Origin of the sequence: Anaerotignum faecicola, assembly GCF_003865035.1 — a bacterium.
GTDB lineage: Bacteria > Bacillota > Clostridia > Lachnospirales > Anaerotignaceae > Anaerotignum_A > Anaerotignum_A faecicola.
In genome coordinates, this window is sequence record NZ_BHVZ01000001.1 from 986,526 (window position 1) to 1,006,320 (window position 19,795).

A 19,795-nucleotide genomic window follows, 5' to 3' on the forward strand; every position below is an offset into this window, starting at 1 on the left:
TCATGTCATTTCCTTTTCCGTGTCCCGCTCCTTCCTTTTTTCTGCGCCATGCAGACACCGCAGAAAGAGCCTTTCACTTATATAGGTACAAAAAAACAGAAAAACTCTCACCTAAAAATCAAATTTTTTTAAAAAAAATAAAAAAATCAGCTTGCCTGCCGCCAGAATCCCCACAGGCAAAAGATACGCAATATACTGCGCTGTGCCGCCGTAGGCAATCAGCAGGTTATAAATTGCATGAAAGGTAATCGCCGCCCCAAGCAGTCCGCAGGTTCCGGCAATTTTCAGCCACGTCCGCCGCCACACATACGCAAGCCCGCCGCCGACGATGGCTCCGCAAATGACATGCATTGCTCCCGTTCCGATGCCGCGGAAGAAAATAAAGGAGAAATGCGCGGCTCCGTTTTGAATCAGATAGCAAATATTTTCAAAGGTAGCAAAGGAAAGCGCAGTAATCACTGCGGCAATCCCAATCTGCCGCGCCTTCGGCTCAAATACCAAAAGATAAAAGAGCAGCGGCAGCAGCTTCATCCCCTCCTCCACCACAGGCGCAATCTCCACAGTGGCGGCAAAGGCATCCGCCCCATACAGCGCGGCGAGAAAGGTATTGAGATATGCAGAAAGCAGGCACATCCCCATTCCCGCAAAGCAGAACAGAAAAGCCCCTGTATGCCGTTTTCCCATGCACAGGGCGGCAATCAGCAGAGGTGATGCCATACAGATAAAAATATTTTCCATATATGTCATGCCTGCACCGCCCTTCCCGTGGCAGGCAGCAGCGCGAATATGCAGCCCGTCAGCAGAACATCAAACCCATAATAGAGAAAGAAAGCCGAATCCCCCTGCCGGAAGCAGCCGGAAGTCCAAAGGATATATTCCGCCGCCACATAGCACAGCACCCCGATATGGAAATATCGCAGCTGCCGTGCCGCTCCCGTCTGCGTTCGCGCGTAAGTAAGCCCCCGTATCGCATGATAGGAAACAGCAATCATCATGCCGCACCAAAGCAGATTCGAGAGAACATCCCCAAAGGTGCAGTAAAATATACATAAGGGAACGCCTATCAGAAAGGCAATCCGCGCCCTTCGGCACACAAAGCCTCTTTCCTCCGCAGAGGAAAGGGAGTATTGCAAAATAGAAAGAAAAATAACGCTTGCCACCCAGCCAAACTCCGATACATAAAAAACCTGCGGCGTTTTTGAGAACAGAAACAGATACAGCGTCCAGTACAGGGAGCCGAGCGCAAAACAGCCATAAAAGCAGGTCAGCAGAAAATACGCCTGCTTTCTGCCCTTCAGATATCGCATCCCGCTCAGGCAAAAGCCCAGCAGGGTAACAGAGAATTGCACAAAGTTATCGGCAAGTTCCATTCGCATTGTCCCCCTTTTGCTCCTCCGACTGTTCGTCCTTATGTAGCAGGCAGATACGGAAGCACGCGATTGTCACACACACACCAAGGACAAAGGCGAGCAGTCCGGTCACGATATATCCAAGCGCAGCACTGCCGCCCAGCATTGTTGCCGCTGTTCCAAAGCCGGAGGACATGCCCGGCTCCATTCGATTGACCACATCGGGCATAAAAAGAGAAACCCCAACGATTACCGCAAGGCACGCCGCCACGCCGAAAACGGCGGCAATCCGTTCCTGCTGCTGCCTTCTCCGACGCTCCTTTTCCGCAATCCGCCGTTTTACCTCTGCAATTCGTTCCTCATGACTCCGCATTTGTGATTCCCTCCCGTTCCAGTAATCCGCGCAGACGGCCCTTGCCCCGATACACCATATTGGTAATCTGCTTCTCGCTTTTCCCCATGACCTCAGCAGCCTGCAAATAGCTCATGCCCTCAAAATAGACCAGATAAAGCGCCTCTCGGTAATCCGGATTTAACGCAGCCATGCAGAAATGCAGAATCCGATCCCGCTCCTTTGTGCGGACAACCTCCTCCACCAGTGTCTGTCCGTCCGGCTCCTCGGTCAGGTTATCCAAGCTGAAGAAAAGCCGCCGTCTGCTTTTGCCGCGTAAAGCCATGTGCCGTGCCGCTTTATACAGATAGGCCTTTAAGCCGCCGTCTCGAATACGTGGCTTTTTCGTAAATAAATAGGAAAAGACTTCGATCATCAAATCCTCCGCTTCGTGAACGTCATGCAGATAGCCGTTGATATATAAGGTCAGCGGATTGCCGTATTTTTTCATCAATGCCACAAGCCCCGCTTCATCGCCGCAAAGATATTGCCTGTAAAGCTCTTCATCCATCGCCATGCCGTTCACTTCCTTTCCATCGCATCCTCTCAGCACAGAAAGGCATTGCGCCGCAAAAGGATGTCCTCTGTCTGAAATACTATCTCCAGTATATGCGAACATCCGCATAAATTCAAGATTTTCGTCATCAATCGCATCTGCATGCTGTCGGCAGATTTTTCTAAGATGCTCCGATGCGGAAATCTGCATCTTCTCCCCCGATCCCGTCAGAAATCCATAAAACCGCGGACTGACTGCAACCAACTTGCTTTTCTCGCAAAAATCCCCTATGATAAGCTTAAATCAGCCATTTTCTCGCAAAGGAGGAACTTTCTATGGATAAGGATTTTCTGAAATTTATGTCATTCGTTGCCTTTATGGAAGCGAAAAAGGAAGCGGAACGGGATTGCTCTGCCGAAGATACCGGATGGCAGGATACCATCCCTACTATCAGAAGAAAGCCTGATCCTGCCAGGGAAGCGCTTCTTCTCAGCCGCATCCGGATGCCCGAAAAGCCGGTAAACAAAATGGAATCCGGCGAAAAGGTTTTTATGGGTATCGGCATCATTGGTCTGTTTGATGCCGCTTTCGGTCTCTTTCTGATGGACGCTTTTTATTTTCTTGTCGGGCTTGTTGTCGGTGTTTCCTTTATCATCATGGCAACCTCAAATGCAAAAAAGAGATATGATGAAAAGCTGGCAGAATATGAGCTGGCACAGAGGGACTTCCCTGCTTATCAGAGAAAAATGCTCGCTAAGCAGAGGCTCGGAAAATAAACGGAATGATTGGAGGGGATCAGATAATGTCACAAAAAAGGAGTACCCTTCTTATCTGGGCCGCGGTCATTTTTATTCTCATTGTCACATGCTTGATTACCGACCGCAACAATCTTGCAGAAAGAACGCTTTATTCCTCACAGGAGGAAATGCAGTCCGCCCTACAGGATACCTTTGTATATTACACCGCGAGAGGGGAACGACAGGCATGGAGCATCCATGGCGATACCGCAATACAAACCTATGAAAACGGCGCAGTATTTTCTTATACCATTACGAAATGGCGTCCGCAGCGCGGTGCGCTGACGCTTACGCTGGATACTACAACGCAGAAGGAAAGCCTGTTTGTTTCGCTTGACGGTTCTCTATTCGATCAGCATAAGCATGTCTTTCGTCGGGAAGAACAGCTTGCCTCCTCCGACAGAAGTGCGAAGCGCAAGCCTGTTTCCGGACAGAATCAGCCTGCTGCGCAGAATAAACCCTCCGAGCAGAGTAAATCTTCCGAGCAGAGTAAGCCTGCTGAAACAACTCCCACCCCCGTATATACCGCCCCCAAATCGCAGAAAAAGCCCGAACTGCCCGATTGCGGCGATTATGAAAGCTATGAGGATTTCATGGATGACTGGGATGGCTATATGCCGGATGGCAGTGATGCAGAGGATTACTGGGAGGATTGGTAAGAACGGTATGCAGAAAGGGAGTATGCACATGAATGACAGAAAGATGGTCTTAGATGGCATGATGGGACTGGTGGTCGGGGACGCATTGGGGTGTCCCGTTCAGTTTCTCAACAGAGAGGAGCTTCGGGAGCGTGGAGCCGTCACCGAAATGGAGGGCTACGGCACCTATAACATGCCCCCCGGCACATGGACGGATGACAGCAGTATGGCACTTGCAACCCTCGCGAGCATCAACGAAAGGAACGGCATCGACCTGCGCGATATCATGGAACGCTTTCTCGATTGGGAATTTCATGGCGCATATACCCCCTTCGGCGAGGCGTTTGATGAGGGGAATACCTGCAGCAACGCCATCTATAAGTATCGTGACAGCCACGACCTCGCAACCTGCGGCGAAACGGGCGAATATTCCAACGGCAACGGCGCATTGATGCGAATTCTCCCTGTCTGCCTGTATTTCATTCAGAAGGAAGATATTTCGGATGCGGATGCCCTTCGGCAAATCCATCTGGCAACAGGGCTTACGCATAATCATCTGCGGTGTCATATCGCAAGCGGATTGTATTATTTTATCGCAAAAGCCATCGTCACAATAGCACCAAAAAATGCCGATTTGAAAACCTGTATCCAATACGGCTTAGAAAAAGGCTTTGCATTTTATCACACGCCTGAAAGCCTTGCGGAGCTGATGTACTTCCAGAGATTACGCGATTTAAATGAATTTTTCTCTCTGCCCGAAGATGAAATCGAGAGCGACGGCTATGTTCTGCATGCTTTGGAGGCGGCAATCTGGTGTCTGCTTCATACCAATCGCTTTCGGGACTGCCTGCTCCGCGCAGTCAATCTCGGCGATGATACCGATACCACTGCCGCAATCGCAGGCGGTCTGGCAGGGCTGTATTATCACTATGAAGCCATGCCTCAGGAATGGGTAAATGCCATCCGAAGAAAAGCATGGATAAAAAGGCTGTGCCTGCAAGAGCTTTAGCATAAAAACAGGACTTCCCCTGCGGGAAGTCCTTTGTAACCTACTCATTTTCAATTCTTCATCTTCTGCACTCAACTCGCCCATTTCCTCCAGTGCAACAAGGTACTGTCTGAAAATATTCTCTTTAGATTTTTCTATGCAGGATAAATATTGCGGCTCCTTCATCATTCTGAAAAGCTCCATTCTTGTCGGAACTTTTCCGTGCAAGGCTGCCTTTATTCGATAATACTCACTTCTTGTCCACGAATTTACTATCATTGCAATCACCCTTCATTTCGTTTTCTCAGAATCAGATTCAGCCACCGTTCGTCTCCTCTTTCCGGTCGAACATCGCCGGTAATCCATTTCCCCTCTATGTCAAAGCCATCTATTTCTGCCAATATCTTCGCAAATGCTTCCTCTGTCATATCAAGAAAATATCTTCCCCTTCGCTCTCCCTCAAAAGCCCCATATTTAAATGAAAGATAGGCAATCCCCTCTTTCTTGAGTGCAAGCAATATTTTTTTCAGCACCTCTTTTAATTCATTATGGGTTAAATGAAGAATGGACGCACACGCCCAAATCCCATCATACTTTTCATATTCCTCCAATTCCTGAAATAACATTTGCTTCACTTCAATACCCGTATATCGACTTGCCGCCCGACACATCTCGGCAGAACCGTCTACCGCCTCCACAAAATAACCTCTATTTAGAAAACATTTTGTGTCACGCCCCGAACCACAGCCAAAATCTAAAATCAAAGCACCCTTTTCCAGCTTACTCAAAAAAAGCTCTTGTACCTCACTAAAATCGACCTCTCTTGTTTCACGGATAAAATTTTCTGCATTTTGTTCATAATATAATAAGGTCTTTCTCATACTTTAACTCCCTCATATCAAATAGGCTTTTAAAGCATAATATCATCTTCACTGTCTCTCGGCAAGCCTTCTGCCGATAACCACATAAAAACAGGACTTCCCCTACGAGAAGTCCTCATTTTTTTCTCTCTATAAAATTAGTACAGCTTAGCACCTGCCGGAATGTGGTCATCTACCATCAGAAGGTTCAGTCCTTCGTGACCGTCTTCCTCGTGTACTGCCGAAATCAGCATACCCTCGGAATCAATGCCCATCATCTTTCTCGGCGGCAAGTTCACGATAGCGATTGCTGTCTTACCAACCAGTTCTTCCGGCTCATAATAGTCGTGAATACCGCTTAAAATCACACGATCCTTACGTTCACCGTCATCCAGTACAAACTTCAGCAGCTTTTTGGATTTTGCAACTGCCTCACATGCCAGAATCTTAACCGCACGGAAATCGGATTTTGCAAATGTATCGAAATCTACCATTTCTTCAAAAATAGGCTCAATCTTCACATTGGAGAAATCAACCCTCTCAGCGACCTTTGCTGCAGGTGCTGCTTCGGAAGTCTTGGATGCCTTCTTATCAGCGTCCAGAGGCTTCATTGTCGGGAACAAGATAACGTCTCTGATAGAAACGGATTCTGTCAGCAGCATAACAAATCTGTCGATACCAACACCCAGACCGCCTGTAGGGGGCATACCGTATTCCAGCGCAGTCAGGAAGTCCTCATCAATCATATTTGCCTCATCGTCGCCGTTTTCGCGCAGATATTCCTGATATTCAAAACGCGCACGCTGGTCGATGGGATCGTTCAGCTCGGAGTATGCGTTGCCGTATTCTCTGCCGACAATAAACAGCTCGAATCTTTCTGTAAATTCCGGTTTATCGGGCTTTCTCTTTGTCAGAGGAGAAATTTCTACAGGGTAATCAATGATGAAGGTAGGCTGAATCAGGTTCTTTTCTACGAATTCTTCAAAGAACAGGTTCAGAATATCGCCCTTTACATGGCGTTCTTCAAATTCTACGCCCTTTTCTGCCGCGATTTTCTTTGCTTCCTCTGTATCCTTCACCTGGTCGAAATCAACGCCTGTAAACTGCTTTACGGCATCTGTCATTGTGATTCTTGCGAAGGGCTGACCCAGATCCAGATCATAGCCGCCGTAGGTAATCTTTGTTGTGCCCAGCACGTTCTGTGCTACGGTGCGGAACATTTCTTCCGTAATATCCATCATGCCCTTGTAATCTGTGTAGGCCTGATACAGCTCCATCAGGGTAAATTCGGGGTTATGACGAACGGAAATGCCCTCGTTTCTGAATACACGACCAATTTCATATACTCTTTCAAAGCCGCCGACAATCAGTCTCTTCAGGGGCAGCTCCAGCGCAATACGGCAGTACATATCAATATCCAGTGTATTGTGGTGTGTGATAAAGGGTCTTGCGGACGCACCGCCGGGGATGGTCTGCAAAACGGGAGTTTCTACCTCTAAGAAGCCCTTTGCGTCCAAAAACCTTCTGATTTCTGTAATAATTTTGGAACGCTTGATAAAGGTATCTCTGGATTCGGGGTTTACAATCAGGTCTACATATCTCTGTCTGTAGCGCAGCTCCTGATCCTTCAGACCATGGAACTTTTCGGGCAGAACCTGCAGGCTCTTGGAAAGCAGAACAACCTCTTTTGCGTGTACGGAAATTTCGCCTGTTTTTGTTTTGAATACAAAGCCCTTAATGCCGATGATATCACCGATGTCATATTTTTTGAATGCAGCGTAATCCTCCTCGCCGATGTCATTCTTGCTGACATAGGACTGCATCAGACCGTTTCTGTCCTGAATATTGCAGAAGGATGCCTTCCCCATGATACGCTTGCTCATCAGTCTGCCTGCGATGCAAACATCCTTATTCTCCAGCGCATCAAAGTTCGCTCTGATTTCGTCGCTGTGGTGTGTCACGTCATATTTTACAATCTGGAAGGGGTCCTTGCCTGCTTCCTGCATCTGTGCCAGCTTTTCTCTTCTGATTCTATTCTGTTCACTCAGCTCCTGCTGGGTCAACTCCTTATTTTCCTCTGCCACTTTTCTTCCTCCTGTCCGTTCTTTTGTAATGGTTTTATTTTGTAAATCTCAGCACCTTGAATTCTACTTCGCCGTCAGGTGTTTCAATCATAATGATATCGTCCTTTTTATGTCCCAGAAGTGCCATGCCGACAGGGGATTCGTTGGAAATTCTGCCGTTCATGGGGTCTGCCTCGGCAGAGCCTACAATGGTGTATTCCATTTCCTCGTCAAATTCCACATCCAGTACCGTTACGGTTGTACCCAGGCTGATGGTATCCTTTGCACCCTCTTCTTCATCGATAACCTCTGCATTGCGCAGCATTTTTTCCAGCTGCACGATACGCGCTTCGATTTCTGCCTGTTCTTCCTTCGCTGCATCATATTCGGCGTTTTCGGAAAGGTCACCCTGACCTCTTGCTTCTTTAATTTTTTCTGCTACGTCTTTTCTGCGGACGGTTTTCAGGTTTTCCAGCTCCGCCTCCATGTTTTTCAGACCGTCATAGGTCAAAACAACTTTCTTTTCTGTCATGGGTGTGTCACTCCTCGTTTTAGTCTCATTTCATGCTTTCCTCGTTTTAGACAAGGAAAAAAGGAAGGCTTGCGATTACCCTCCCGAACTATCGTAATATTATATACTGATTCCGATCGGATTGTCAACGCTTTTTCCTTGAAAAATCAAGGCTTCTTATCCGGATACAGCTTTATTTTTACCCTTTTGCCGAAGGCGGAAAAGCCCGAAACGGAAAAGCCCTTCTCCTGCAAGGCGGAAAACAGCCGCTCCCCGTCCCAATCCTCTGCCGAAAAGCCTTCCCGAAACGCCGCGCAGCCAAGGTATGCCCTCGCCTCGGCAAGCCTGCCCTCCATCTGCTCACCGCCCTCTGCCGCCATGCGGAAAAAGAACCCCTCCGCCGCCGAAATATCCGGACGCAGACTCCTAAGCCGCCGCAGAACAGGGCGATTGCCTGCGAAATCCAGCCAGATGCACCCTCGCTTCAGAATATGCTCATAGGCACGCTGCTCCATGCCGCAGGAAAGCACCACATCCGCCGCCCCAAGCGCAGCATTTTTCGGGGAGGAAAAGACCTCCGCCATCAAGCCGCGCTCCGCATAAAGCCGCTGCACCACGCCCTCTGCCGTTTCCGGCTCCTGCGTAAAAATGGCAAGGCGGTTCACCTCATTTCCCAGAGAGGAAAGCACCCTCCCCCAGATATGCGGCTCGCCCCCTGCCAGAAGAAATGCCGATTCCTCCGGATTTCTGCCCTGCCGGCGCAATGCCTCTGCCGCACCTGCGAAGGCAAAAAGCTGTGCCAGCCTGCGCCCCTCGGCAAAGGGAAGCCGTTCTCTGGGAAATTCTCCCTCGGCAGGCGGCACAATGATGGCGGCACCCGCTTCCTCCAGGGCTGCCAGAAGGCGCACCGCCCCCCTTCTCCAATCTGCTGTCAGTACAGCTGTCCGCTCTGCCTGCAAAATGCCTGTCAGTACCCCGTCCACTCGTGTCAGTGTGTACGGGTAAGTGTCCACTGTTTTTCTCTGTCTCCACCGCTGCGGCAGCAGCTTTGTCCACTTAGGAAGGACAGGCTCCTCCCCCTCTTCCAGAAATCGCACTCTTGCCGATTCCATGCTCTATTCCCCCTTTTCCGATAGGCTTTTCCCTGTTTTGTCAGAGAAATTCGCCTGCTTTTTCCTTAAAACTCCATACGATTCCAAAAAATTACATCCGTTTGTACTTTTCTTAATGCAAAACTTACAAGTATTTAATTTTGTACACAAAATACAAGTTCTTTTTCTCGTACAGTATTGACAACAAAATTTCAATAATCTAACATTAAATTATACAAAAGATAGCAATTCCCCATTCAGACGGGAACCCGATACAGGATAACAAATCACTATTTCTATCCCTTACTATTTATATGAAAGGAGTCCACACCATGAACACAAAAATGATGAAAACCATGGATGGTAATGAAGCTGCGGCATACGTTTCCTATGCCTTTACAGAGGTCGCAACGATTTACCCCATCACTCCCTCCTCCCCTATGGCGGAGCACGTAGACAGCTGGGCTGCAAACGGCAAAAAGAATATCTTCGGTCAGACCGTACGTCTGCTGGAGCTGGAATCCGAGGCAGGTGCCGCAGGCGCAATGCACGGCGCTCTGGAGGCAGGCACACTGGCAACAACATATACCGCATCTCAGGGGCTGCTGCTGATGATTCCCCCGATGTACAGAATCGCAGGGCAGCTGAAGCCCGGCGTATTCCACGTTGCATCCAGAACCGTTGGTACACATGCCTTCTCCATCTTCGGCGATCACTCCGACGTTATGTCCTGCCGTCAGATTGGCTGCGCAATGCTTTCCTCCGCATCCGTACAGGAGGTTATGGACTTAGCAGGTGTGGCACACCTTTCCGCAATCAAGGGCAGCGTTCCCTTCATCCACTTCTTCGATGGCTTCCGCACCTCTCATGAGCTGCAGAAAATCGAAGTAATGGACTATGAGGATCTGGAAAAGCTGGTGGATCAGGATGCACTGAAGAAATTCAGAAAGAATGCACTGAATCCCGAACACCCCGTACAGCGCTCCACCGTACAGAACCCCGACGTATTCTTCCAGAACAGAGAGGCATGCACACCCTTCTACACCAGACTGCCTGAAATCGTAGAGGAATACATGAACGAAATCAACAAAATTACAGGCAGAAATTACAAGCTGTTCAACTACTTCGGCGCAGCTGATGCAGAGCATGTTATCGTAGCGATGGGCTCCGTAACAGGCGTTGCGCAGGAGGTTGTGGAAAGCCTGACCGCAAAGGGCGAAAAGGTTGGTTTCCTGCAGGTTCACCTGTACAGACCCTTCTCTCTGGCACACTTCGCAGCAGCTCTGCCCGAAACAGTAAAGGTTCTGACCGTTCTGGACAGAACAAAGGAACCCGGCGCACTGGGCGAGCCTCTTTACGGCGATGTTTGTTCCGCACTGATCGAAACAGGCAGAACCACAAAGGTTCTGGCAGGCAGATACGGTCTGTCCTCCAAGGATGTGACTCCTGCACAGATTATCGCAGTATTTGACAACATGAAGGGCGCACAGAAAAACCACTTCACCGTTGGTATCATTGATGATATTTCCAACAGCTCCATCGAGGTTGGCGCAGAGCCCGATCTGGCTGACGCAAGCACCGTATCCTGCAAATTCTGGGGTCTTGGCTCCGACGGTACGGTTGGCGCAAACAAAAACTCCATCAAAATCATCGGTGACCACACAGATAAATACGCACAGGCTTATTTTGAATATGACACAAAGAAATCCGGCGGTATCACACGTTCTCACCTGCGTTTCGGCGACAAGCCCATCCGCTCCAGCTATCTGGTAACAAAGAACGCAAACTTCGTTGCTTGTCATAACCAGAGCTACATGGAAAAATATGATATCGTTTCCGAAATCAAGCCCGGCGGCACCTTCCTGCTGAACTGCACATGGACACCCGAAGAGCTGGATCATCACCTGTCTGCGGAGGTAAAGAGAACCATCGCAAACAACAACATCCACTTCTACACCATTGATGCAATCAAGATTGGTAAGGAAATCGGTCTGGGTAACAAGACAAACGCAATTTTGCAGTCCGCATTCTTCAAGCTGGCAAACATCATCCCCGTTGATGACGCAGTTACATACATGAAGGCGGCTATCGTAAAATCCTACGGCAAGAAGGGCGAAAAGGTTGTCAACATGAACTATGCCGCTGTTGACGCAGGGCTTTCCGGTCTGACAAAGATTGACGTTCCCGCAAGCTGGAAGGATGCAAAGGATGTAGATCACGAAGCAATCAAGAAGGTTCTTCCCGAATATGTAGAAAAGCTGATGGTTCCCATGAACGCACTGAAGGGCGACCTGCTGCCTGTATCCGTATTTGCAGGCAGAGAGGACGGCACAGTTCCTCTTGGCACCTCCGCATTTGAAAAACGCGGTGTTGCAATTGACGTTCCCGCATGGGATGCAACAAAATGTATCCAGTGTAACCAGTGCTCCTACGTTTGCCCTCACGCTGCAATCCGTCCTTTCCTGCTGACAGAGGAGGAAGCAGCAAACGCTCCCGCATCCTACGCAGTTCTGGATGCAAACGGCGCAGGCGAAATCAAGCAGTACAAATTCCGTATGCAGGTTGACCCTCTGGATTGTCAGGGCTGCGGTGTCTGCGTAACAGCCTGCCCTGCAAAGGAAAAGGCACTTGTGATGCATCCTCTGGAAACACAGCTGCACGAACAGGATAACTGGGACTTCTCCCTGACCCTGTCTGATAAGAAGAACCCCATGAGCAAATTCACCGTAAAGGGCTCTCAGTTCGAACAGCCTCTGCTGGAATTCTCCGGCGCATGTGCAGGCTGCGGCGAAACAGCTTATGCGAAGCTGATGACACAGCTTTACGGCGACAGAATGTATCTGGCAAACGCAACAGGCTGTACACAGGCTTGGGGTGCAGCAGCTCCCTGCGTACCTTACACCACAAACAAGGAAGGCTGGGGCCCCGCATGGAGCAACTCCCTGTTTGAAAATAACGCACAGTTCTCCGTTGGTATGGTTCTGGCTGTAGAGCAGCAGAGAGACCGCGTAACCATGAAGGTAAAGGATCTGCTGGCAATGACCGCAGGCACAGATTTTGCGGCAGCAGCTGAAACATGGCTGGAAAACTGGGATAACGGCGACAGAAGCAAGGCTGACAGCCGTGCGGTTATCGCAGCACTGAAGGAACTGAAGGTTGACGGTGCAGCAGCAGAGCTGAAGGACTTCATTCTGGAAAACAGCGAACACCTGACAAAGAAATCCATGTGGATGTACGGCGGTGACGGCTGGGCATACGACATCGGCTACGGCGGTCTGGACCACGTTCTGGCAAGCGGTCGTGACGTAAACGTACTGGTTGTAGATACCGAGGTTTACTCCAACACAGGCGGTCAGTCCTCCAAGGCAACCCCCATCGGCGCTGTGGCACAGTTTGCCGCAGGCGGTAAGCCTACTGTAAAGAAGGATCTGGGTATGCTGGCAATGAGCTATGGCTACATCTATGTTGCACAGGTTGCACTGGGCGCAGACCCCAACCAGCTCATCAAAGCACTGAAGGAAGCAGAGGCATACAAAGGGCCTTCCCTGATTATTGCTTACGCACCTTGTATCAACCACGGTATTTCCAAGGGCATGGCAAATGCACAGCTGGAAGCAAAGCTGGCTGTTCAGGCAGGCTACTGGCATCTGTATCGCTTCAACCCCGACCTCAAGAAGGAAGGCAAGAATCCCTTCATTCTGGATTCCAAGGAGCCTACACTGGACTTCAATGAATTCCTGATGGGTGAAGTACGTTACGCTTCTCTGGTTCGTACCTTCCCCGAAACCGCAGAGGTTCTGTTGAAGGAAGCAGCAGAAAATGCAAAGGATAAATATGCATCCTATAAGAAGCTGGCAGAGGCTTAAAAAATAATTAAAAAAACGAAGGGCGGAACCGAAAGGTTCCGCCCTTTTCAGTGTGTCGATAGAGGGCAGCGTTTCCTTTTCGGCAAGTTTTCAAGAAGTCATTACGTTGCGAGTATAGTCGAAGCGATGAAAAAGTTATCTATCATATTGTATAACTTTTTTATCAACTCTATTGACAAGAAAACTTGGCATGAATATAATGAAAGTATGCAAAGAAAACTTGGAACGGAGGTGTTCTATGAAAAAGGAAGAAATTTTAAATGCAAGCAGAAAAGAGCATCGCAACAAAGATTTGGCTGAAATGGAAGTGGCATATCAAGCAGGATGTCACGCAAGCAGAGTTGGTGCCTTAGTGTGTTGTCTGCTTTCTTGGTTATCATCTATGCTTGTCCATATTATGATTTATAGTCCATGGGTTATATACTTTAGCATTCTTGCAACACAATGGTTGGTCCGTTTTATCAAAATGAAACGAAAGAGCGATTTGGTATTGAGCGTTTTATTTTTCATTCTTGCAATTTTGGCATTTGTTGGATTTGTTTGCCGCCTTTTAGAGGTGAGGGTATGAAAGAACAATTACAACTGAAAAATCACTTGAAGGAATTTCGTACAGAAGCAAACCTTTCTCAAGCTCAACTTGCAGAAATGGTAGGCGTGTCAAGAAACACGATTAGTTCCATTGAAACAGGGCAATTCAATCCAACTGCAAAATTGGCTCTTATCCTTTGTATTGCATTAGATAAGAAGTTTGAAGATTTGTTTTATTTTTAGGAGGTTATTATGGAAAATATTGTGTTATTGATTTTGGGAGTGTTCATATCTGTTATGGGAATTGTAAATATCAAAGGCAATATCAGCACCATTCACTCTTATAACAGACGAAAAGTAAAGGAAGAAGATATACCGAAGTACGGAAAAGCCGTCGGCACAGGAACGCTTATAATCGGAGTATCTCTTGTGTTAGGTTTCATAGTTTCGTTTTGGAGTGAGGAAATGATAGCTTATATCACCCATCCGGCAGTTGTTGTCGGATTAGGCTTTATGCTATATGGACAATTCAAATATAACAAAGGTATTTTTTGAGAATATAGGTAATTTCAAAGATAATTTCAATTTTCACAAACATCAATCAGAATATATCTAACAAAAGGGCGAAATCTCTCGGTTCCGCCCTTTTTCATGCAAAATTCCTCTGCAATTTCTTCTAATTCTTAAGACTTTCTTTCAATTTCCGAAAGTCCCTTTTCTTTGCGGAAACTTTGTGCTACTATGTTATCCGAAAAGAAAACCTGAAAGGAGAAACACCCCATGAAAAAGAAATTTATCACCCTTTTGCTCTGTGCTGCTGTCGGCATTGGCGCGCTTTCCGGCTGCGGAGGCAATACCCCTGCAAAGGAACTGCCGGAGGATTCCGTTGCCGCCGATATTACAGTAGATAAGGAGAGCCTGCCTCCGCTGAGCGAGGATTTACAGGAAATTTACGAAGGTGCTTATAAAATTTATTACCAGATCAGCTTTGGCACATTTGATTATGATGAAAATGCCACATACGAGAAGGATGAATTGACATACTACAAAATCACTGATCCCCGTTTCCCGACCTATGAGGATTTCCGTACCTATCTGTTACAGTATTTCACGGAATTTTTCGTAGACAACAGCATCCTCAGCAAGGATAACCTGATGTTCACCAAGGGCGAGGACGGCGGTCTATATTACCTGGGCGGCGGCAGAGGCTCGAATATCTTCTATGCAGGGCACACCTTTGAAATAGATAAGGAAAGCGAGGACGAAATCGGCTTCGAGGCAACCGCATATTACACCAACAGCAACGAGGCATACAAGGGTGATTATTTCTACACCACCCCGGACAATCCCGAAGATTACACCACACAGAAATTTCTGTTTGTACTCTGGAAGGAAGATGCAGGCTGGAGATTTAATACCTTCCATCTGTTCTTCTGATTTTGATATAGCCCCCTTTATGAGAAAATGACTTGAGCGAAATGCTCAAGTCATTTTTGTTTTGGGGAAACGGCGATTGGGCACAGGGGAATCACCTCTCGTGTGCAAGAAAAAGCAGCGGCGCAAGCGCCGATTGGGCGCAGTCGCGCCAAAAATTCTTCTTAGACAATATCAGTCATTCGCCAGTTTGGAACTTTCTCGGCGAAACAGAGGATTTCTTCCTTACTTTTTATGCTAAAAAGTAACAAAAACTTGGAACCCGTTTCGCTATGGGTTCCAAACCTCCGCACCCGAGGAAAGGGCAACAAGGTTTCCCTTTCCAAACCCTTCCCCGCAGACCCGAAAGGGTATGGAGAAAAGCGGCGCAGGTGCGCCTGCAACCTTTCCTCTAAAGTTGAAGTGCTTTTATCAAATCCAATATACGATTCTGATTTTTTTCGCTTAATTTCTGAAATTCGTGTAAAAAACATTCTTCTTTTTTCGATGGATTTTTTCCAACCAATTCATCTAAAGAAATATCCAAAATAATTGCTATTTTTATCAAATCATCAATCGAAGGCTCATTTCGACCGCTTTCATAGTTCGCAATCGTCATATGTCCGTAATTTAATTTCCTTGCCAATGTAGCCTGTGAATATTTTTTTCTTTTTCGGAATTGCTTCAAATTTGCCGCAAACTCGGACATATCATCACCTCTCAAAATCCATTTAATAATATTTTAGAACAAATTATTCAAAATATCAATAGAACAAATCGTTCAATCTATAGTAAAAACGGTGATGAAAATGATTTATAAAAGAATCCGTGATTTACGAGAAGATAACGATATGACACAGGCGCAGGTTGGCGAGAAAATCAATGTTCCGCAGAGAACCTATGCCTATTATGAAACAGGCGAGCGTATGATTCCGCCCCATGTATTATGGGCGTTGGCGGATTTATATGACGTTTCTATTGATTATCTGTTGGGACGAACAGATGATAAAAAACGATGAAGTTTTGCCGAAAAGGCACTTTATACTGCCCGAAGGGGCTTGTGGGGAGGGGATATCCAAGGGGAACCTTGTTCCTCTTGGACCTCCTGTGGGGGTCCGGGACCCATTGAGGAGGGGTCCCGGGTTTTTGTTACTTTTTAGCATAAAAAGTAAGGAAGGAATCCTCTGTTTCGCCGAAAAGGTTCTAAACGGGCGAATTTCTTATCTTCACCAAGCCATATTTTTTGCGCAAATGCGCTTTCTTACATCCTTTTATCCTTTTCCAGAACGGCATCGAAGGCCTTTGTCAGTGTTGCCTCAAAGCCATTTGCCTGCAATGCGGCTACACCCTCGATGGTTGTGCCGCCGGGGGAGCAGACCTGATCCACCAGAGACATGGGATGCTCGCCGCTTTCGAGTACCATTTTCGCGCTGCCCTCTACGGTTGCCGCCGCGATTTCCAATGCCTGCTTTTTGGACATGCCTGCCTTGACTGCGGCGCGCGCCAATGCGTCCATATAAAGATAGGCGAACGCAGGGGCAGAGCCTGCCAGAACGGTGAAAATGCCGAATTGGCTTTCCTCCACCTCGATAACCGCGCCAATAGTTGCAAACATTTCCTTAACAACGGCTTTTTGTTCCGCCGTTACCAGTGCGTTGGCACAAAGACCACTGGTTGCTGCGCCGATTTTTGCATTGATATTCGGCATAATACGGACAACCGGTGTCCCTTCGGGCAATAGCTCCGCCAGATATGCCAGCTCCTTTCCTGCCGCAATGGAAACCACCAAGGGCTTCTTTGCCGCAATTTCCTCCTTTAACGCAGGCAGAACAGCCGCCAGAATATGCGGCTTCACCGCAAGCACCAGTACATCGCTCGCCGCTACAACCTCCGCCGCCGTTGTCACCGCAGTTGCGCCGCAGGTTTCTGCCAGCCTCTGGGCAGAGGTGCCGGATTTACTTGTGATGAAAATATCCTTACCGTCATAGCTTTTTGTACCAATGGTCATGCCCCTGATGATGGCGCTTGCCATATTGCCTGCGCCGATAAACCCGAATCGCATGGAATCTCCTCCTTCGCTTCTTCCTTTATAAAAAATATAAAAAGAAAAGGTCGGGAACACCGACCTTTTGTCTTTGTGACTTCCTAATGTAACGGTACTATAAACTACCCTTTCTGTCAATCACGGAAAATATATATTATTCGTTTGAAATCTTAATTTCTGAAGGAAATTGAAATTTCGTATCTGGTTCCAAGGGAATGATTCCCTTGGCAGGGGAATTGGGGACAGCGTCCCCAAGGTTTTAAGCTTAGCAGATTACATTCTGGGGCTTGCCATCCTCCCATTTCAGGATGTTTTCGCTCACAATCTGTGCTCTGGTAAACAGCGCTTCATGAGACGCGAATGCAACGTGAGGGGTTACCACAGTGTGCTTGCTGTGCAGCAGAGGATGCTCCGCAGGAACGGGAGGTTCCATTTCAAATACATCAATGCCTGCGCCTGCAATCCTTTCTTCATTCAAAGCCTTTGCCAGTGCTTCGCTGTCCACAACAGGGCCGCGCGCAGTATTCAGCAGGATTGCGTTTTTCTTCATCAGCGCGATTTCCTTTTCACCAATCAGACCCTTTGTTTTATCATTCAAAGGCACATGCAGGGAAACGATATCGCTCACCTTCAGCACCTCCTCCAGAGACAGATATTCGATGCCTGCACCCTGCATCTCAGGCTTTACGGTTCTGCTGTACGCAACAACCTTGCAGCCGAAAGCCTGTGCAATTTTTGCAACCTTGCTGCCGATGGCACCTGTGCCGACAACACCGAAGGTTTTACCGAACAGCTCGCCGCCAACCAGACCTGCCTTTGTGCCTTCCTTACGGCAAACCGCATCACACGCAGGGATATTTCTCAAAACGGAGATTGCCAGACCGAATGCCAATTCTGCAACGGCATTTGTGGAATAGCCTGCCGCATTGCAGACGCAGATGCCTTTTTCCTTGCAGAAATCCACGTCAATATGGTCTACACCTGTGAATGCAACGGAAAGCAGCTTCAGATTCTTGCATTTTTCGATAACATTTTTACGGAAGGGCTGATTTGCGATGATAATGATATCGGCATCCTTGCCGCGTTCTGCCAGCTTATCCTGATCCTCCTCCTTTGTGTCATACGCCACAATTTCATGACCTCTTGCCTTCACTGCCGCGGTTGCTTCTGCCAGCTTTTCGGGTGTGATACCCAAGGGTTCGATAATAACGATTTTCATTGGAACAAGCCTCCTTATTGGGTGTGTTTTTTTATAGTAACTGCAATAAATTTCACTGTATAATGGTATGATAACGCAGTTTTTTCAAAAAAACAATAGCACTTGTGGAAAAAACATAAAAAGTTTATACTATAGGAAAAATTCATGGAAAGGAAGCGAAAAAATGCGTATTTTGTTTTTAGAATACCCCAAATGCAGCACCTGCAAAAAGGCGAAGGCATGGCTTACGGAAAACGGCGTTGCCTTTGATGACAGACACATCGTAGAGGACAACCCTACAGCCGAGGAATTAAAGGCATGGTGGGAGAAAAGCGGACTGCCGCTCAAAAAATTTTTCAATACAAGCGGTCTGGTTTATAAGGAGCAGAACCTCAAGGAAAGGCTGCCCGATATGAGTGAGGAGGAACAGCTTGCCCTGCTGGCAACAAACGGGATGCTGGTAAAACGCCCACTGGTGATTGGGGAGGATTTTGTACTGATTGGATTCAAAGAGGCGGAATGGGAACGGCTGAAATAAGTTTCCGCTTGACATGGATTTTCTAAAATCGTATACTAATAAATAAGAAAAGGATTGTCGCTCGTGAGAAGGCGGTCAGTCCTAAGTTAGGTGTTTGACCGTCTAACTTTTGTTAGGCGGTCGTTTTATTTATCGCCCTGTTTTACACAGGGCGATAATCGCTACGATAAGTATTCCAAACTGGATCAAATCCGAGTATGTAACATAATTCATAGCATCACCCCCTTTGCAGAGAGTGACTGAACCGCCAGAGCAACAATCCTCTGTCCCTATTCTACATAAAATTTCCTATTTCGGCAAGGGGCATCAATCCTCCGCCGCTGTAATCTGCACAAGCTGACCGCCCTTAGGGTCGGCGGCAATCTGCCAGATCTGTCCATCCTTTTTCGCTTGAAAAACGTAGTATTTCTTCTCGTTATTTTCATCCAAATCAAGCCAACGGCCATACATCCATGTATTATATTCCACATCCGTAAAACCTTCCGCCGCAATCTTCTTTTCCACGGCGGGCAGGGTTGTCAGCCCCATCAGCTTTACGCCGACAAAGGTGCCGACCAGAACCATGACCGTCATCAGGATAAACATGCAGGCAAGCAGGCAATTTTCATCGCAATCCGCTTTCCGTTTTTTGAGAATCCAAAAAATCGGAATGTAAGCACACAAAAGCTGTACCGCCGCCAGTCGAAATTCCTCCAAAAAGATTGCTCCACCAATTACCAGAACAATGAAAATACCAATAAGAGCCATCTCGAATTTCTTCCGTTTTTCCGATGACGTTGCCCATGTTTCCCCTGTTGTACTTCGCACAAAAAGCCCGATGGCCACGCCGATAAAGCTACAGCCATAGGCAGCCGCGCCTGTCCGCACCACATCCCCGTAAAGCTTATCCTGCACGAGCCAAAGCACCGCGCACATCGCAATGACGCAGACAATGGCAACACTCATCAGCCGAGATTGCTTCTGCTCCTGTTTCGCTACGGTTTCTTCCCATTGTGTCAGTTTTCGTAAACCCATACGCTCTCCC

Annotated in this window: 23 protein-coding genes; 11 read left to right on the plus strand and 12 right to left on the minus strand. The window is 47.7% G+C overall.

From position 1 onward, the window contains the following. Positions 1-111: 111 nt before the first annotated feature. The 4 genes from EJE48_RS04805 to EJE48_RS04820 are packed head-to-tail and all read right to left on the minus strand — an operon-like array spanning position 112 to position 2,500. Entirely contained in the window at positions 112-747 is a 636-nt protein-coding gene (locus tag EJE48_RS04805; protein WP_118581335.1) for a PrsW family glutamic-type intramembrane protease, read from the minus strand. Then, complete coding sequence (locus EJE48_RS04810; RefSeq protein WP_118581338.1) at positions 744-1,370, minus strand: histidine kinase; 627 nt, start codon at positions 1,368-1,370, stop codon at positions 744-746. Before EJE48_RS04810 ends, EJE48_RS04805 begins: the two co-directional genes overlap by 4 nt. Continuing rightward, the gene (locus tag EJE48_RS04815) at positions 1,354-1,722 is read right to left on the minus strand and encodes a DUF4179 domain-containing protein (RefSeq protein WP_118581341.1); all 369 of its coding nucleotides are present in this window, start codon (positions 1,720-1,722) and stop codon (positions 1,354-1,356) included. Before EJE48_RS04815 ends, EJE48_RS04810 begins: the two co-directional genes overlap by 17 nt. Then, entirely contained in the window at positions 1,709-2,500 is a 792-nt protein-coding gene (locus tag EJE48_RS04820) for an RNA polymerase sigma factor (RefSeq protein ID WP_243107958.1), read from the minus strand. Before EJE48_RS04820 ends, EJE48_RS04815 begins: the two co-directional genes overlap by 14 nt. Positions 2,501-2,571: 71 nt before the next feature. Here EJE48_RS04820 and EJE48_RS04825 point away from each other — a divergent pair, with 71 nt between their 5' ends. The 3 genes from EJE48_RS04825 to EJE48_RS04835 are packed head-to-tail and all read left to right on the plus strand — an operon-like array spanning position 2,572 to position 4,680. Then, on the plus strand, positions 2,572-3,012 hold the full coding sequence (locus EJE48_RS04825; protein WP_118581344.1) for a hypothetical protein: 441 nt from the start codon (positions 2,572-2,574) through the stop codon (positions 3,010-3,012). 26 nt (positions 3,013-3,038) lie between these two features. Next, entirely contained in the window at positions 3,039-3,692 is a 654-nt protein-coding gene (locus EJE48_RS04830; RefSeq protein ID WP_118581347.1) for a hypothetical protein, read from the plus strand. A gap of 28 nt (positions 3,693-3,720) precedes the next feature. Beyond that, complete coding sequence (locus EJE48_RS04835) at positions 3,721-4,680, plus strand: ADP-ribosylglycohydrolase family protein (RefSeq protein WP_243107959.1); 960 nt, start codon at positions 3,721-3,723, stop codon at positions 4,678-4,680. Between the two features lie 263 nt (positions 4,681-4,943). Here EJE48_RS04835 and EJE48_RS04840 read toward each other — a convergent pair whose 3' ends face one another. The 4 genes from EJE48_RS04840 to EJE48_RS04855 all read right to left on the minus strand — a co-directional run bounded on the left by EJE48_RS04840 (position 4,944) and on the right by EJE48_RS04855 (position 9,205). Then, on the minus strand, positions 4,944-5,540 hold the full coding sequence (locus tag EJE48_RS04840; protein WP_118581350.1) for a class I SAM-dependent methyltransferase: 597 nt from the start codon (positions 5,538-5,540) through the stop codon (positions 4,944-4,946). A gap of 137 nt (positions 5,541-5,677) precedes the next feature. Next, positions 5,678-7,603: a lysine--tRNA ligase gene (gene lysS / locus EJE48_RS04845; RefSeq protein WP_118581353.1), complete on the minus strand. Its 1,926-nt coding sequence runs from the start codon at positions 7,601-7,603 to the stop codon at positions 5,678-5,680. A gap of 34 nt (positions 7,604-7,637) precedes the next feature. Beyond that, positions 7,638-8,114: a transcription elongation factor GreA gene (greA, locus tag EJE48_RS04850; protein ID WP_016407294.1), complete on the minus strand. Its 477-nt coding sequence runs from the start codon at positions 8,112-8,114 to the stop codon at positions 7,638-7,640. A 146-nt stretch (positions 8,115-8,260) separates the two neighbouring features. Next, positions 8,261-9,205 carry a hypothetical protein gene (locus tag EJE48_RS04855; protein WP_118581356.1) on the minus strand — a complete coding sequence of 315 codons (945 nt, stop codon included), beginning with the start codon at positions 9,203-9,205 and terminating at the stop codon, positions 8,261-8,263. Between the two features lie 311 nt (positions 9,206-9,516). On the opposite strand from EJE48_RS04855, the gene nifJ reads away from it, so the two are divergent. The 6 genes from nifJ (at position 9,517) to EJE48_RS04885 (ending at position 15,260) form a co-directional block, all read left to right on the plus strand. After that, a complete protein-coding gene (nifJ, locus tag EJE48_RS04860; protein ID WP_118581359.1) occupies positions 9,517-13,050 on the plus strand; it encodes a pyruvate:ferredoxin (flavodoxin) oxidoreductase in 3,534 nt (1,177 codons plus the stop codon). Positions 13,051-13,288: 238 nt separating this feature from the next. Further along, positions 13,289-13,618 carry a DUF6442 family protein gene (locus tag EJE48_RS04865; RefSeq protein WP_016407291.1) on the plus strand — a complete coding sequence of 110 codons (330 nt, stop codon included), beginning with the start codon at positions 13,289-13,291 and terminating at the stop codon, positions 13,616-13,618. Next, a complete protein-coding gene (locus EJE48_RS04870; RefSeq protein ID WP_118581362.1) occupies positions 13,615-13,821 on the plus strand; it encodes a helix-turn-helix transcriptional regulator in 207 nt (68 codons plus the stop codon). Before EJE48_RS04865 ends, EJE48_RS04870 begins: the two co-directional genes overlap by 4 nt. 9 nt (positions 13,822-13,830) lie before the next feature. Continuing rightward, the gene (locus EJE48_RS04875) at positions 13,831-14,133 is read left to right on the plus strand and encodes a DUF3784 domain-containing protein (RefSeq protein WP_016407289.1); all 303 of its coding nucleotides are present in this window, start codon (positions 13,831-13,833) and stop codon (positions 14,131-14,133) included. A 225-nt stretch (positions 14,134-14,358) separates the two neighbouring features. Beyond that, positions 14,359-15,015, plus strand: coding sequence for a hypothetical protein (locus EJE48_RS04880; protein ID WP_118581365.1), 657 nt, complete (start codon positions 14,359-14,361; stop codon positions 15,013-15,015). Positions 15,016-15,047: 32 nt separating this feature from the next. Beyond that, on the plus strand, positions 15,048-15,260 hold the full coding sequence (locus tag EJE48_RS04885) for a hypothetical protein (RefSeq protein WP_118581368.1): 213 nt from the start codon (positions 15,048-15,050) through the stop codon (positions 15,258-15,260). Positions 15,261-15,403: 143 nt separating this feature from the next. On the opposite strand, the gene EJE48_RS04890 is transcribed toward EJE48_RS04885, so the two are convergent. After that, positions 15,404-15,700: a helix-turn-helix domain-containing protein gene (locus EJE48_RS04890; protein ID WP_016407286.1), complete on the minus strand. Its 297-nt coding sequence runs from the start codon at positions 15,698-15,700 to the stop codon at positions 15,404-15,406. 100 nt (positions 15,701-15,800) lie between these two features. Here EJE48_RS04890 and EJE48_RS04895 point away from each other — a divergent pair, with 100 nt between their 5' ends. Beyond that, positions 15,801-16,010: a helix-turn-helix domain-containing protein gene (locus EJE48_RS04895; protein ID WP_118581526.1), complete on the plus strand. Its 210-nt coding sequence runs from the start codon at positions 15,801-15,803 to the stop codon at positions 16,008-16,010. A 242-nt stretch (positions 16,011-16,252) separates the two neighbouring features. Here the strand turns inward: EJE48_RS04895 and proC are convergent, their stop codons facing one another. Both proC and EJE48_RS04905 read right to left on the minus strand, forming a co-directional pair. Then, positions 16,253-17,053, minus strand: a complete 801-nt coding sequence (gene proC / locus EJE48_RS04900; protein WP_016407284.1) for a pyrroline-5-carboxylate reductase — start codon at positions 17,051-17,053, stop codon at positions 16,253-16,255. A 247-nt stretch (positions 17,054-17,300) separates the two neighbouring features. After that, positions 17,301-18,254, minus strand: coding sequence for a 2-hydroxyacid dehydrogenase (locus tag EJE48_RS04905; protein ID WP_016407283.1), 954 nt, complete (start codon positions 18,252-18,254; stop codon positions 17,301-17,303). Positions 18,255-18,417: 163 nt separating this feature from the next. On the opposite strand from EJE48_RS04905, the gene EJE48_RS04910 reads away from it, so the two are divergent. Further along, the gene (locus tag EJE48_RS04910; protein ID WP_016407282.1) at positions 18,418-18,771 is read left to right on the plus strand and encodes an arsenate reductase family protein; all 354 of its coding nucleotides are present in this window, start codon (positions 18,418-18,420) and stop codon (positions 18,769-18,771) included. Between the two features lie 306 nt (positions 18,772-19,077). Here the strand turns inward: EJE48_RS04910 and EJE48_RS04915 are convergent, their stop codons facing one another. Then, positions 19,078-19,785 (minus strand): hypothetical protein, encoded by a 708-nt coding sequence (locus EJE48_RS04915; protein ID WP_118581371.1) that lies wholly within the window; start codon positions 19,783-19,785, stop codon positions 19,078-19,080. Positions 19,786-19,795 lie beyond the last annotated feature (10 nt).

What these genes read in the sequence shown, in the direction of transcription:
- EJE48_RS04875 (WP_016407289.1), top strand. Translation starts at nt 13,831, where the DNA reads ATGGAAAATATTGTGTTATTGATTTTGGGAGTGTTCATATCTGTTATG.
- EJE48_RS04810 (WP_118581338.1), bottom strand. Translation starts at nt 1,370, where the DNA reads ATGGAACTTGCCGATAACTTTGTGCAATTCTCTGTTACCCTGCTGGGC.
- EJE48_RS04865 (WP_016407291.1), top strand. Translation starts at nt 13,289, where the DNA reads ATGAAAAAGGAAGAAATTTTAAATGCAAGCAGAAAAGAGCATCGCAAC.
- EJE48_RS04905 (WP_016407283.1), bottom strand. Translation starts at nt 18,254, where the DNA reads ATGAAAATCGTTATTATCGAACCCTTGGGTATCACACCCGAAAAGCTG.
- EJE48_RS04830 (WP_118581347.1), top strand. Translation starts at nt 3,039, where the DNA reads ATGTCACAAAAAAGGAGTACCCTTCTTATCTGGGCCGCGGTCATTTTT.
- EJE48_RS04855 (WP_118581356.1), bottom strand. Translation starts at nt 9,205, where the DNA reads ATGGAATCGGCAAGAGTGCGATTTCTGGAAGAGGGGGAGGAGCCTGTC.
- EJE48_RS04915 (WP_118581371.1), bottom strand. Translation starts at nt 19,785, where the DNA reads ATGGGTTTACGAAAACTGACACAATGGGAAGAAACCGTAGCGAAACAG.
- proC (WP_016407284.1), bottom strand. Translation starts at nt 17,053, where the DNA reads ATGCGATTCGGGTTTATCGGCGCAGGCAATATGGCAAGCGCCATCATC.
- EJE48_RS04805 (WP_118581335.1), bottom strand. Translation starts at nt 747, where the DNA reads ATGACATATATGGAAAATATTTTTATCTGTATGGCATCACCTCTGCTG.
- EJE48_RS04835 (WP_243107959.1), top strand. Translation starts at nt 3,721, where the DNA reads ATGAATGACAGAAAGATGGTCTTAGATGGCATGATGGGACTGGTGGTC.
- EJE48_RS04895 (WP_118581526.1), top strand. Translation starts at nt 15,801, where the DNA reads ATGATTTATAAAAGAATCCGTGATTTACGAGAAGATAACGATATGACA.
- EJE48_RS04880 (WP_118581365.1), top strand. Translation starts at nt 14,359, where the DNA reads ATGAAAAAGAAATTTATCACCCTTTTGCTCTGTGCTGCTGTCGGCATT.
- greA (WP_016407294.1), bottom strand. Translation starts at nt 8,114, where the DNA reads ATGACAGAAAAGAAAGTTGTTTTGACCTATGACGGTCTGAAAAACATG.
- EJE48_RS04890 (WP_016407286.1), bottom strand. Translation starts at nt 15,700, where the DNA reads ATGTCCGAGTTTGCGGCAAATTTGAAGCAATTCCGAAAAAGAAAAAAA.
- EJE48_RS04870 (WP_118581362.1), top strand. Translation starts at nt 13,615, where the DNA reads ATGAAAGAACAATTACAACTGAAAAATCACTTGAAGGAATTTCGTACA.
- EJE48_RS04825 (WP_118581344.1), top strand. Translation starts at nt 2,572, where the DNA reads ATGGATAAGGATTTTCTGAAATTTATGTCATTCGTTGCCTTTATGGAA.
- nifJ (WP_118581359.1), top strand. Translation starts at nt 9,517, where the DNA reads ATGAACACAAAAATGATGAAAACCATGGATGGTAATGAAGCTGCGGCA.
- EJE48_RS04840 (WP_118581350.1), bottom strand. Translation starts at nt 5,540, where the DNA reads ATGAGAAAGACCTTATTATATTATGAACAAAATGCAGAAAATTTTATC.
- EJE48_RS04910 (WP_016407282.1), top strand. Translation starts at nt 18,418, where the DNA reads ATGCGTATTTTGTTTTTAGAATACCCCAAATGCAGCACCTGCAAAAAG.
- EJE48_RS04815 (WP_118581341.1), bottom strand. Translation starts at nt 1,722, where the DNA reads ATGCGGAGTCATGAGGAACGAATTGCAGAGGTAAAACGGCGGATTGCG.